This is a genomic window from Citrobacter sp. MGH110 (assembly GCF_001037515.1).
In the GTDB taxonomy this organism is placed as follows: domain Bacteria; phylum Pseudomonadota; class Gammaproteobacteria; order Enterobacterales; family Enterobacteriaceae; genus Citrobacter; species Citrobacter portucalensis.
The window spans coordinates 2,965,130-2,978,149 of sequence record NZ_KQ089830.1 but is presented as its reverse complement, the minus strand read 5'-3'; the positions used below and the strand labels follow the sequence as shown (position 1 = coordinate 2,978,149).

Below are 13,020 nucleotides of genomic sequence, written 5' to 3'. Positions count from 1 at the left end.
AGACAGAATTAGCAGGTTAATCGATTAATCTGCTAATCTGATCCTGTTGTTCTCCTCGGGCCGGAGACACATATGAACCTTTCTTTTATCCAGCCACCGCAGGTGGCGTGGGCAAGCGGCGCTTTGGCCGATGGCCCGTTATTGCGCAAATCTACCCGTATTCAGGATCTTACTGACGTTTTTGCCGATGAAAACGCCCGTCAGCAGTTGGCTGGCGAGCATGTCGTGTATGACGTTGAGATGCTGGATACGTCTTCCGCTGAAGGTGAACTCTACACCGGCGTTACCCATCTTTATCCTGGCCGGGTCGGCTGCGAGTATTTTATGACCCGCGGGCATTTCCATGCGCGTCGCGAACAGGGGGAAGTCTATTTTGGTCTGCGTGGCACCGGTTTGCTGCTGTTGCAAACCGAACAGGGCGACGCGAGGCTGGAAAAGGTATTCGCCGGATCCGTCCACATTATCCCCGGCTTTACCGCGCACCGGTTAATCAATACCGGGGAAGAGGTGCTGTCGGCGCTCGCCGTATGGCCAGGGATTGCGGGACATGATTATGCGGCGCTCGCCAGGGGCTTCAGAATAAGGGTCATTGAGGAAAATAAGAGGGTTCAGGCGAAGGAGGTACAGAATGGCTGACTTAGCGCATTCGTACGGCCTCGATATGACGGTTCATCATCACCCGCTTGGTTTTAGCTATGGGGATGAGGTTACCGGGCCGATGCCGGAAATTCGGCAACTCGATGACATTCGCACCTCACTGCGCGATCCGCATTGTGAGGGGCCGCAAGAGGTGTATGCCATTGCGATGGATGTGGCGCGAATGCAGGATCGCGAAGAGTTGAAAAAGCGGATGCTGTTATTTGGCGTGGTGACCTATGCGGCGGGACGGTTGGGTGAAGAGCCGGTGCGTAGTCAGGGACATATTCATCGTATCAGCCAGCACAGCGGCTGGTCCCCGCCGGAGCTGTACGAAATCTGGCAGGGAAAAGCGATAATCTATATGCAGGAGTATGTTGAGGACGACCCAGGCCGCTATTTTGCTGTAATCGCCGGACCCGGTGAGAAAGTGTTGGTACCACCCGGTTGGGGGCATGCGACCATATCCGCAGATCCGGATGTCCCGTTAACCTTTGGCGCGTGGTGCGATCGTGAATATGGTTTTGAGTACGATGCCGTGCGTGCGCATAAAGGGTTGGCGTGGTACCCGTTACTGCAGGGAAACAACGTTATCTGGCAGCATAATCCGCGTTACATTCCCGGACGACTGCAGGCCATTACGCCCCGACAATATACGGAGTTCTCGATTACTTCCGCACCTGTTTACCAGCAATTCGTTGAGGAACCGGCGCGTTTTCAATTTATCTCGCGCCCGGACAAGCATCCCGAGCTGTGGCAAAACTTTCACCCATAAAGAGCCGGGGCCATAGCCCCGGTACTGATTTTGTCTGGCCTACAAACTGAAAAACGCGGCACAGTACAGTAGGCCGGATAAGCGTACGTGCCATCCGGCAAATGACAGGCACTACCCCGCAAACAGGCCCGTGGCGACGCCGAGGGCGGCCAGTATCAACAGTAAAATCATCGCTTTCACTGGCGACACACCACGCTTGGCCATCAGATACCAGGTGCCAAGTACCACAATCAGCGGCAGTAACTGCGGGAAGATACCGTCCAGCATCTGTTGAACATGGATATTCACCCCATCCTTGGTGATAAATTCCAGCCCGGTGCCAAGTTTAACGTAACTTGCCGCCACGCCCCCCATGACAAACACGCCCAGCAGCGATAACGCTTCACGCAGACGGGCAGACTTGCTGCTCACCAGCATTTCCACCGAGCCGGAACCCATCTTGTAGCCTTTCAGGAACAGGAACCACGAGCCGGGAATAATGATTGCCAGCCAGGCAACGGTATAAAACAGCGGCCCCAGAATATTACCGCCGGCCGCCAGGGCCATACCGATGCTGAGCAGGATAGGGATCAACATGCCAGGGATCATTGAATCGCCGATCCCGGCAATAGGGCCCATCAGACCAACTTTCAGGGTATTGATGGTCTCCCCATCGATCGGCTCACCGTTCGCTTTTTTCTCTTCCAGCCCCAGTACCATGCCATTTACGATCGCGCCTATCTGGGGTTCCGTATTATAAAACGAGGCGTGGCGGCGCAGCATTTCAGTACGTTGGGCTGCGTCGGGATAGAGCTTTTTCGCCACCGGAAGCATGCTCAGGCAAAAGCCAAAAGATTCCAGACGTTCAAAGCTCATCGATGACAAGTTGTGCATCATCCATGCGCGCCAACAGCGGCGAAGATCTTTACGCGTAAGTGTACGTTCTTCCATCAGAATTCATCCTCATCATCATCGGCTACCGACTTTGCATTCGCGGCCTGCGGCGGTTCCGGTTTGTAATTGTAATGGATCAACGCCAGCAGTGAACCGACGATCACCAGCGCGACCATGTTGAGTTTTAAAAAGACGATGCAGACAAAACCGACGAGGAAGTAGATCAACATGGTGTAGTTTTTGATGATCTGCTTGAGCAAAATCGCGATCCCGACGGCGGGTAAAATGCCGCCCAGTACGTTCATCGTCGACAGAACAATTTTCGGCAAACTGTCCATAAAGCCGCTGATGTATTGCGCCCCGAAGTAGACCGCAACAAAGGTCGGAACAAAACGCAGGACAAAGTTTGTCACCTGTGGCCAGACGGCGCTGTTCAGGTAAATACCGCGTTCATCGCCCCGTTCCAGCGCCACATCTGCCCGGTGGTTCCAGAAAGAGTTCAGTACCATCATCGCGTTAAACAAAATGGTTCCGGCGATACCGATGGTGGCCGCCAGCGCGACCGCGACCTCGGGCCCTTTACCGGAAAGGATCCCTAAAGCAATTGCCGGGTAAGCGACAAAGTTGAGGTCGGCGGGCATTGAACCGCCGGGCGTGACCATCGCGATATACACCGCCTGAACCGCAACGCCAATCATGATCCCGGTTTTAATGTCGCCGAGAATAATCCCGACCAGCATTCCGGAAATCAGCGGGCGGGTGATCAGGTACCAGCCGCCGGTCAGTCCCAGCAGCCAGGGACTGCTGAGGGCGCCGAGATAGCAAAGTATGCCAATCAACGTAGCTTCGATAATCATCGTGCGCTCCTTATTTCAGCTTCTGACGTGCGTCCTGCCAGCTGTAGCAACTGGCATCAGGCACCAGGCGAAACTCAACCAAGTGCCCATGCTGCGTTAGCCAGTCAAAAGCGGCAATTTCATCCCCGTTGACCGACTGATTCGGGCCGATGGTGGTGGTATCAGCACGAGCACTCATTGGACCCACATTAATCTTGCCGTTGGCATTTTTCAGGCTGATACCCGCTTCTTCAATGCGTTTGAGCGTCACGGGGGATTTACCAATGACAAAATAACGCTTCTCGCTGGCAATGACTTTTGGCAGTTTTTCAATCGCGGTGGCCGTATCAAACAACCAGACTTTGGTGTCCTGTACAGCGCCTTTCATCACCGAAGAGAGCAGAGGGTCGGCCGCGACGGCGTCGTCTATAGCGACAATTCCGTCACAGGGCAGCTCTTTGGCCCAACGTGTCACGAGCTGCCCATGGATTACGCGGTCATCGATACGTACAAAAGAAATACTCATAGTGGTTTCCTTTAAAAATCGTCGGACTGAACGGATAAAACCGGGGCGGCTTTAATCAGCGTGGGTACCGTCAACGCCAGCAGCTCGACGGCTGCGGCATGAACGTCCGTTAAATGGCAGATCTCTTCGCTTTGTAACAACATTGGGAAATTGACTCCCGCCACAACGGCAACGGGAGGAACCGTTTGTGCAGAAAACGCATGATGGCAGGCGACATTCCACGGTGTACCGCTTTGCATGTCACACAGCACCAGAACGCCGTCAGCGTCTTTCCCGGCAATTGCGAGAACCTGAGAGAACGTCTGTTTAAACCCTTCGATACCTGACTGTTCACTCAGCGTGACGGGATAAATATGCGGTAATTCTCCGTAAACCATACGACCGCTGGCGAGAAGCGCTTCCGCCAGGGGACCATGGGTGGCAACAATAACGTTAATCATGCGCTTATCCTCTGACCCAGGCTTTAATCGTGGCGAGCTGTTGACCGATGCCTTTGCCAAACGGCGAAATGCGGTACTCCCCAACGGCGGCTGGAATGATAAAGGTCTCTGCATAGTTGACGACAAACGGGGCAAACGCGCCGCTCGGGCTTTCAACAACGGCCTGAGCTCCTTCGACCAGGTTCAGGACGTTTACGCCGCCATGGGTATGGTGAGTGACCGGTGCCGTAAACCAGTGGCGACGCGTTTCGATAAACTCGCGTTCGTGCATTCCGGTTCTTTCTTCTCGCCAACCTTCTCCTTCAGCGATAGGTTCAATACGGTTGACCAGGTTGTCGTGCACCCATTGCGTGTCACGCTGCCAGTCAATAACCTGCTGACCGTGATCCAGATGCACCGGACGCGGTAAGCCGTCTAACCCTAAGCGACCCCAGTCCCACAGTTTGAAGGTGAAAATATACGGCGTTGCGCTGATCTCCAGCACCATGGTGCCAGCTCCCGAACAGTGGACGGTTCCGGCGGGGATCAGGAAGTGATCGTGTTTATGCGCAGGGATCTGATTCACGAATCGTTCATCATCAAACGTTTTTTCACCACGCCCTGCGGCCCGGAGATCGTCGAGCATATCCTGCGGCGCGATCCCGGTTTTGGTGCCGAGATACACTACGGCATCCGGCTCGGCTTCGAGAATGTAATAGCTCTCATCCTGGGTATAGTGCATGCCAAACTGCTGCTGAATGTATTCGGTGAGCGGATGAACCTGAAAGCTCAAATTCTGGCCGCCAATAGTGTCGAGGAAATCAAAACGGATCGGGAATTCCGCGCCAAAGCGCGCGTGAACTTTTTCGCCCAGCAGGGGACGGGGACAGGTCAGCACCAGATCCTGAGAGGGGATCTCGATCCGCACGTTGCCAAAACGCAGTAACAGGCTGTTTTCCTCGGGCACGCAATCAAAACACCACGCGTAATTGGGGGCTGAGGGATCGAGATCGAAGTGTTGTTTCATCCATTGCCCGCCCCAGACGCCTGGGTCAAAGAAAGGGGCAACGCGAAACGGTTGTTGGGTGGTTTGTTGCAGACCGGCGCGTAGCGCGTCGCCGCTGACCATCGCGGGACTATTTTCTACCGTGGTATCGAGCAAATAATCGGCGCGTTTGAGTAACGGCGTTTTGTGTTTGTCGAATACCCGCCATTCAATGAAAAAAGCACGTTTGTAACGACGAAGAATATCTTCATCCTGGTTTTCCGCTCCCCAGTTACCCAGCCCGTCATGGCGCATGCGCTGCTGAATTTCCCAGCGCGGAAGGTCAGCATAAACCAGCACGTCACCCGGGTGTGCCAATACAGCGCCAGAGCCGTATACCACGACCAGCCCTTCACTAACGGCATCAATCTGTTGGCGGAGCAGGCTGAGTTTGTCGCTATCAAAAAATTCATCCAGGTGATGACAGGAAAGCACGCCGAATACGCGATCGTCGGTCAGGTTACGCGCCAGTAAATCATGCAGGGCCTGCTCATCGCGGCGGGCGGATTCAATATTCAACACCAGTGCGGCATCTAATGTCGTCACGAGCTGTTGCTCCAACTCTTCAAGCCGCACGCCCGGATAGCAATCCACGATCAATACGGTTTTGGTTGCGCCAGAAATCCTGGTGTTAATCACTGAATGGATCGACGACCAACCCTGCCAGGCGTGGTTGTCATAGCCCTGAACGTTAACCTCAGGGAATTTATTATAGGTTGTATGCATTTTCTGTCTCCGTGTTGGCTTATTTAAGATTAATCGATTAACCTTATTTTCATAGAGTGGTTAACGCGATTAACCCGCCATAATCAGAATCCCGTGCGGTGAAAAGCGCGTTAGCGTGATGTGAATCACACGTAAAAAGACAAGATTTCGGTTATTCGATTAACCTTCGTAATAAATCAGGAGAAGTCATGACAACAGTCACGTTGGCGCAGGTAGCGGAACGCGCGGGAGTCTCCACGGCAACCGTTTCAATGGTATTGCGTAACCGGGGGCGTATTTCTCAGGCCACGCGTGACCGCGTGCTCAAAGCGCTGGACGATGCCGGCTACGTTTATAATCAAACCGCCGCCAACCTGCGTAACCGGAGCAGTAATCAGGTCGGATTGTTGTTACACGATATCACTAACCCTTTTTACGGTGAGATGACGGCAGGGCTGAGCCATGAGATGGAGCGGCATGACCTGCTGCTGTTTCTGGCAAACAGCGAAGAATCAGGAGAACGGCAGCAAAAATTTGTCGACTCGTTGATGCGCAATAATGCCTGCGGCATGGTGCTCTGCGCGGCGCGCGAAACGCCGACCTCCTTCTTTGAAGCGCTGAAAAGGCGCAATATTCCCGCCATCATGGTGGTTCGTCCCCTTAGCGATCCTGATTTTGATTTTGTGGGCACTGATAACTTTCTCGGTACGCAAATGGCTACTACCCATTTAGTCAAAATGGGGCACAAGAATATTGCGTTTATTGGGGGGAGCCCAAGTTCCGGGAGCCGGGCGCAGCGTATCGGTGGATTCACCAGCACGTTGCTGGAGTACGGAATATCGCCGAATCCGGAATGGATAGTGGCGACGCAGGCCAGCCAAATTGACGGCGCAAAAGTGGCGGAGTCGCTTCTTCTGCGCTTCCCGCAAATTACCGCCGCCGTTTGTTACCAGGATATCGTGGCGCTTGGGGTCATGCAGGCATTACGTAAAATGGGGCGCGAACCTGGGCATGATTTTGCGCTGGTGGGGTTCGACGACATCACTGAAGCGGCGCTAGTTCAACCTGCGCTCACCACCGTGTCGGTGGCGGCAAAAGAGATAGGTCGCAAGGCCGGGGAACTGCTTTATAGTCGCATTCAGGGAAATGACGAACCACCGAAACGTATTATTCTGCCGCCTGCGCTGGTGGTCAGAGAATCATGTGGTTTTAGCTGATCGTCATGCCTTTTACTGATATCTCTGCCTGTTTATCATTAAATTCTAATTATCGACGTTTTCGGCTGGCGGCGCAGCGTTGTGCTGGTTAATCTGAAAACGATTTACGTAAAATTAACAAAAGAGAATAGCTATGCATGATGCACAAATCCGCGTTGCCATCGCGGGAGCCGGAGGACGCATGGGGCGTCAGTTGATTCAGGCCACTCTCGGCATGGAAGGCGTACAGCTTGGTGCGGCGTTAGAGCGCGAAGGCTCGTCCTTACTGGGAAGCGATGCCGGAGAATTAGCGGGGGCCGGAAAAACGGGCGTTACCGTGCAAAGCAGCCTTGACGCGGTGAAAGATGATTTCGATGTTTTCATCGATTTTACCCGCCCGGAAGGCACGCTGGCGCATCTGGCGTTTTGCCGCCAGCACGGTAAAGGGATGGTGATTGGCACCACCGGCTTTGATGATGCCGGTAAACAGGCTATTCGTGATGCCGCGCAGGAGATTGCGATCGTTTTCGCCGCGAACTTTAGCGTCGGCGTGAACGTTATGCTTAAGCTGCTGGAGAAGGCGGCGAAAGTGATGGGCGATTACACCGATATTGAGATTATTGAAGCTCACCACCGCCATAAAGTTGATGCGCCGTCAGGCACTGCGCTGGCGATGGGCGAGGCGATTGCCGGGGCGCTGGATAAAGATTTAAAAGAGTGTGCCGTCTATTCGCGTGAAGGTTACACCGGCGAGCGCGTACCGGGCACGATCGGTTTTGCCACGGTGCGGGCGGGGGATATCGTCGGTGAGCATACCGCGATGTTTGCTGATATTGGCGAGCGTATTGAGATCACGCATAAAGCGTCCAGCCGCATGACTTTTGCCAATGGCGCAGTGCGTTCGGCAATTTGGCTAAAATCAAAGTCAAATGGTCTTTTTGACATGAAAGATGTGCTTGATTTACGCAGTTTATAGCTTTCATTACCCTTCGTGATGTGGTTATTGTAATCATAATCATTTGATTACATAGGGCAATATTTTATTGCCCTTTTATTTTTAGCTTCTGAGTGTGATTTTTCTTTTAATTGATTATTTTTCCGTGTTTTGTTGGGTTGTTTTGTTATCTCAATGTAAATTTTGACCAAATGGTCCACTTTTTTCTCTCCTGCATTCTGTTTTTACACTCTTTGCCTGCCGCAAGCGTTTTCCACCCTGAGTTAGCTGATCTTTTTGCCTGTTAAATCGTGTGTTTTATCCCAGTGGCGCAAAATAATAATAAAAAAAGCCCTTTTGGGTAGACTTTTGTGTGAGCTATCTCTAGAATGCCGCCGTTTGCCAGAAATCCATAGGTAAGCAAATTTGCATTGATTCATGAGGTGTTAATGAATTAATATGCAAATAAAGTGAGTGAATATTCTCTGGAGGGTGTTTTGATTAAGTCAGCGCTATTGGTTCTGGAAGACGGAACCCAGTTTCACGGTCGGGCCATAGGGGCAACAGGTTCGGCGGTTGGGGAAGTCGTTTTCAATACTTCAATGACCGGTTATCAAGAAATCCTCACTGATCCTTCCTATTCCCGCCAAATCGTCACTCTTACTTATCCTCATATCGGTAATGTCGGCACCAATGAAGCCGATGCAGAATCTTCTCAGGTACATGCGCAAGGCCTGGTCATCCGCGACCTGCCGCTGATTGCCAGCAACTTCCGCGATACTGAAGACCTCTCTTCTTACCTCAAGCGCCATAACATTGTGGCGATTGCTGATATCGATACCCGTAAGCTGACGCGTTTGCTGCGTGAAAAGGGCGCACAGAACGGCTGCATCATCGCGGGCGATAACCCGGATGCGGCGCTGGCACTGGAAAAAGCAAAAGCTTTCCCAGGCCTGAACGGTATGGATCTGGCGAAAGAAGTGACCACCGCGGAGCCTTATAGTTGGACGCAGGGGAGCTGGACGCTAGCCGGTGACCTGCCGGAAGCGAAATCTGCCGATGAAATGCCGTTCCACGTTGTGGCTTACGATTTCGGCGCCAAACGTAACATTCTGCGTATGTTAGCGGACCGCGGCTGCCGCCTGACGGTTGTACCGGCGAAAACCTCAGCAGAAGACGTTCTGAAGATGAATCCGGACGGTATTTTCCTGTCCAACGGCCCTGGCGACCCGGCGCCGTGCGACTACGCAATTACCGCGATTCAGAAATTCCTCGAAACCGATATTCCGGTATTTGGCATCTGCCTCGGCCATCAGCTGCTGGCGCTGGCGAGCGGTGCGAAGACCATTAAGATGAAGTTTGGCCACCACGGCGGTAACCATCCGGTAAAAGATATTGATAACAATACCGTGATGATCACCGCACAGAACCACGGTTTTGCCGTAGATGAAGCCTCCATGCCTGCCAACCTGCGCGTGACCTACAAGTCACTGTTCGACGGCACCTTGCAGGGGATTCATCGTACCGACAAACCGGCGTTCAGCTTCCAGGGGCACCCTGAAGCGAGTCCGGGTCCGCACGACGCTGCACCGTTGTTCGACCACTTTATCGAGTTAATTGAGCAATACCGTCAGTCCGCGAAATAATCAGGAGTAAAAGAGCCATGCCAAAACGTACAGACATAAAAAGTATCCTGATTCTGGGCGCGGGTCCGATTGTTATCGGTCAGGCGTGTGAGTTTGACTATTCCGGCGCGCAGGCGTGTAAAGCCCTGCGTGAAGAGGGTTACCGCGTTATTCTGGTGAACTCCAACCCGGCAACCATCATGACCGACCCGGAAATGGCCGATGCCACTTACATCGAGCCGATTCACTGGGAAGTGGTACGCAAAATTATTGAGAAAGAACGCCCGGATGCAGTGCTGCCAACCATGGGCGGTCAGACAGCGCTGAACTGTGCGCTGGAACTGGAACGCCAGGGCGTACTGGCTGAGTTCGGCGTGACCATGATTGGTGCAACGGCGGATGCCATTGATAAAGCAGAAGACCGTCGTCGCTTCGATATCGCGATGAAGAAGATTGGTCTCGACACCGCGCGTTCAGGCATCGCTCACACCATGGAAGAAGCGCTGGCGGTTGCAGCTGACGTTGGCTTCCCGTGCATTATCCGCCCTAGCTTCACCATGGGCGGTACCGGTGGCGGTATCGCCTATAACCGCGAAGAGTTCGAAGAAATCTGCGAACGCGGTCTGGATCTTTCCCCAACCAACGAGCTGCTGATTGATGAATCACTGATTGGCTGGAAAGAGTACGAGATGGAAGTGGTGCGTGATAAAAACGACAACTGCATCATCGTCTGCTCCATCGAAAACTTCGACGCGATGGGCATCCATACCGGTGACTCCATCACCGTAGCACCTGCCCAGACGCTGACCGACAAAGAATATCAAATCATGCGTAACGCCTCGATGGCGGTACTGCGTGAAATCGGCGTAGAAACCGGCGGTTCTAACGTCCAGTTTGCGGTAAACCCGAAAAACGGTCGCCTGATTGTCATCGAGATGAACCCGCGCGTATCCCGTTCTTCTGCGCTGGCATCCAAAGCTACCGGCTTCCCGATTGCGAAAGTCGCTGCCAAGCTGGCCGTAGGTTACACCCTCGACGAACTGATGAACGACATCACCGGTGGCCGTACTCCGGCCTCGTTTGAGCCGTCCATCGACTACGTTGTGACGAAAATTCCACGCTTCAACTTCGAGAAATTCGTTGGCGCTAATGACCGTCTGACCACGCAGATGAAATCTGTCGGTGAAGTGATGGCGATTGGCCGCACCCAGCAGGAATCGCTGCAGAAAGCGCTGCGCGGTCTGGAAGTGGGCGCGACCGGCTTCGACCCGAAAGTAAGCCTCGACGATCCGGAAGCATTGACCAAAATCCGCCGCGAGCTGAAAGACGCGGGCGCTGAGCGTATCTGGTACATCGCCGATGCCTTCCGTGCTGGCCTGTCCGTCGATGGCGTGTTCAATCTGACCAACATCGACCGCTGGTTCCTGGTGCAGATTGAAGAGCTGGTACGTCTGGAAGAAAAAGTCACCGACCTTGGCATCAACGGCCTCGACGCTGACTTCCTGCGCGTACTGAAGCGCAAAGGCTTCGCCGATGCGCGTCTGGCGAAACTGGCCGGCGTTCGCGAAGCGGAAATCCGCAAACTGCGCGACCAGTACAATCTGCACCCGGTCTACAAACGCGTGGATACCTGTGCGGCAGAATTTGCCACCGACACCGCTTACATGTACTCCACCTATGAAGATGAGTGCGAAGCGAACCCGTCCGTTGACCGCGATAAAATCATGGTGCTGGGCGGTGGTCCAAACCGTATCGGTCAGGGTATTGAGTTTGACTACTGCTGCGTACACGCCTCGCTGGCGCTGCGCGAAGACGGTTACGAGACCATCATGGTCAACTGTAACCCGGAAACCGTTTCAACTGATTACGACACCTCTGACCGCCTGTACTTCGAACCGGTCACGCTGGAAGACGTACTGGAAATCGTTCGTATCGAGAAGCCGAAAGGCGTCATCGTACAGTACGGTGGACAGACCCCGCTGAAGCTGGCGCGTGCGCTGGAAGCGGCAGGTGTACCGGTTATCGGTACCAGCCCGGATGCCATCGACCGCGCGGAAGACCGCGAGCGTTTCCAGCAGGCGGTTGACCGTCTGAAGCTGAAACAACCGGCGAATGCTACCGTAACGGCTATCGAACAGGCTGTTGAGAAGGCGAAAGAGATTGGCTACCCGCTGGTAGTGCGTCCGTCGTATGTTCTCGGTGGTCGCGCGATGGAAATCGTCTACGACGAAGCCGACCTGCGTCGCTACTTCCAGACCGCAGTCAGCGTTTCTAACGATGCGCCGGTACTGCTGGACCGTTTCCTTGATGACGCGGTTGAAGTGGACGTGGACGCTATCTGCGACGGTGAAATGGTGCTGATTGGCGGCATCATGGAGCACATCGAACAGGCGGGCGTGCACTCCGGTGACTCCGCATGTTCTCTGCCTGCTTACACCCTGAGCCAGGAAATTCAGGATGTGATGCGCCAACAGGTGCAGAAACTGGCCTTCGAACTGCAGGTTCGCGGTCTGATGAACGTCCAGTTTGCGGTGAAGAATAACGAAGTTTACCTGATTGAAGTGAACCCGCGTGCGGCACGTACCGTTCCGTTCGTCTCCAAGGCAACTGGTGTACCGCTGGCGAAAGTCGCGGCGCGCGTGATGGCCGGGAAAACGCTGGCACAGCAGGGCGTAACCAAAGAAGTTATCCCGCCGTATTACTCGGTAAAAGAAGTGGTGCTGCCGTTCAACAAATTCCCGGGCGTTGACCCGCTGTTAGGGCCAGAAATGCGCTCTACCGGGGAAGTGATGGGCGTGGGCCGTACCTTCGCGGAAGCGTTCGCCAAGGCACAGCTGGGCAGCAGCTCCACCATGAAAAAACAGGGTCGTGCACTGCTCTCCGTTCGCGAAGGCGATAAAGAGCGCGTGGTTGACCTGGCAGCGAAACTGCTGAAGTTTGGCTTCGAGCTGGATGCGACGCACGGGACCGCGATTGTGCTGGGTGAAGCGGGTATCAATCCACGTCTGGTGAACAAGGTGCATGAAGGTCGTCCGCACATTCAGGACCGTATCAAGAATGGCGAGTACACCTATATCATCAACACCACCGAAGGTCGTCAGGCGATTGAAGACTCCAAGCTGATTCGCCGCAGCGCGCTGCAGTACAAAGTGCATTATGACACTACGCTGAACGGCGGTTTCGCCACAGCGATGGCGTTGAATGCCGATGCCACCGAGAAGGTAACCTCGGTGCAGGAAATGCACGCGCAGATCAAAAAGTAATAAACAAAAGGTCCGGTGAATATTGCTCTAACCGGACCTGTAATATAATTTTGAAAGGGTTTCTGTAAAGAAACCCTTTTTTTGTCTTGCGTAAGGTCATTCCTGGACAAGTCCGTTTCCGTAACCACATTTTCAATGTAATAAGCACGATATTGCTCACACTAATCAACATTCAAGTCGCATACTA

The 13,020-nt window shown here is 53.7% G+C and carries 11 protein-coding genes; 6 read left to right on the top strand and 5 right to left on the bottom strand.

Annotation, left to right across the window (positions count from 1 at the left end; genetic code table 11):
* Positions 1-72: 72 nt before the first annotated feature.
* Positions 73-636, top strand: a complete 564-nt coding sequence (locus tag SK38_RS14040) for a glucose-6-phosphate isomerase family protein (protein WP_048214973.1) — start codon at positions 73-75, stop codon at positions 634-636.
* Positions 629-1,411, top strand: a complete 783-nt coding sequence (locus tag SK38_RS14035) for a glucose-6-phosphate isomerase family protein (RefSeq protein WP_048236159.1) — start codon at positions 629-631, stop codon at positions 1,409-1,411. Before SK38_RS14040 ends, SK38_RS14035 begins: the two co-directional genes overlap by 8 nt.
* A 111-nt stretch (positions 1,412-1,522) precedes the next feature.
* Here the strand turns inward: SK38_RS14035 and SK38_RS14030 are convergent, their stop codons facing one another.
* The 5 genes from SK38_RS14030 to SK38_RS14010 are packed head-to-tail and all read right to left on the bottom strand — an operon-like array spanning position 1,523 to position 5,836.
* On the bottom strand, positions 1,523-2,341 hold the full coding sequence (locus tag SK38_RS14030) for a PTS system mannose/fructose/sorbose family transporter subunit IID (protein ID WP_016151643.1): 819 nt from the start codon (positions 2,339-2,341) through the stop codon (positions 1,523-1,525).
* Positions 2,341-3,141 (bottom strand): PTS mannose/fructose/sorbose/N-acetylgalactosamine transporter subunit IIC, encoded by an 801-nt coding sequence (locus tag SK38_RS14025; RefSeq protein ID WP_048236158.1) that lies wholly within the window; start codon positions 3,139-3,141, stop codon positions 2,341-2,343. Before SK38_RS14025 ends, SK38_RS14030 begins: the two co-directional genes overlap by 1 nt.
* Positions 3,142-3,151: 10 nt before the next feature.
* Positions 3,152-3,646, bottom strand: a complete 495-nt coding sequence (locus tag SK38_RS14020; protein ID WP_003837349.1) for a PTS sugar transporter subunit IIB — start codon at positions 3,644-3,646, stop codon at positions 3,152-3,154.
* Between the two features lie 11 nt (positions 3,647-3,657).
* Positions 3,658-4,086, bottom strand: coding sequence for a PTS sugar transporter subunit IIA (locus SK38_RS14015; protein WP_048236157.1), 429 nt, complete (start codon positions 4,084-4,086; stop codon positions 3,658-3,660).
* A gap of 4 nt (positions 4,087-4,090) precedes the next feature.
* Positions 4,091-5,836 carry a class I mannose-6-phosphate isomerase gene (locus SK38_RS14010; protein ID WP_048236156.1) on the bottom strand — a complete coding sequence of 582 codons (1,746 nt, stop codon included), beginning with the start codon at positions 5,834-5,836 and terminating at the stop codon, positions 4,091-4,093.
* Positions 5,837-6,024: 188 nt separating this feature from the next.
* Here SK38_RS14010 and SK38_RS14005 point away from each other — a divergent pair, with 188 nt between their 5' ends.
* From SK38_RS14005 to carB, 4 genes are all read left to right on the top strand, one after another.
* Positions 6,025-7,032, top strand: coding sequence for a LacI family DNA-binding transcriptional regulator (locus tag SK38_RS14005; RefSeq protein WP_048214968.1), 1,008 nt, complete (start codon positions 6,025-6,027; stop codon positions 7,030-7,032).
* Between the two features lie 133 nt (positions 7,033-7,165).
* The gene (dapB, locus tag SK38_RS14000) at positions 7,166-7,987 is read left to right on the top strand and encodes a 4-hydroxy-tetrahydrodipicolinate reductase (protein WP_048227117.1); all 822 of its coding nucleotides are present in this window, start codon (positions 7,166-7,168) and stop codon (positions 7,985-7,987) included.
* 455 nt (positions 7,988-8,442) lie between these two features.
* Positions 8,443-9,591, top strand: a complete 1,149-nt coding sequence (gene carA, locus SK38_RS13995) for a glutamine-hydrolyzing carbamoyl-phosphate synthase small subunit (RefSeq protein WP_048236155.1) — start codon at positions 8,443-8,445, stop codon at positions 9,589-9,591.
* A gap of 17 nt (positions 9,592-9,608) precedes the next feature.
* Positions 9,609-12,833, top strand: coding sequence for a carbamoyl-phosphate synthase large subunit (carB, locus tag SK38_RS13990; RefSeq protein ID WP_003829707.1), 3,225 nt, complete (start codon positions 9,609-9,611; stop codon positions 12,831-12,833).
* The last annotated feature ends 187 nt before the right edge of the window (positions 12,834-13,020 follow it).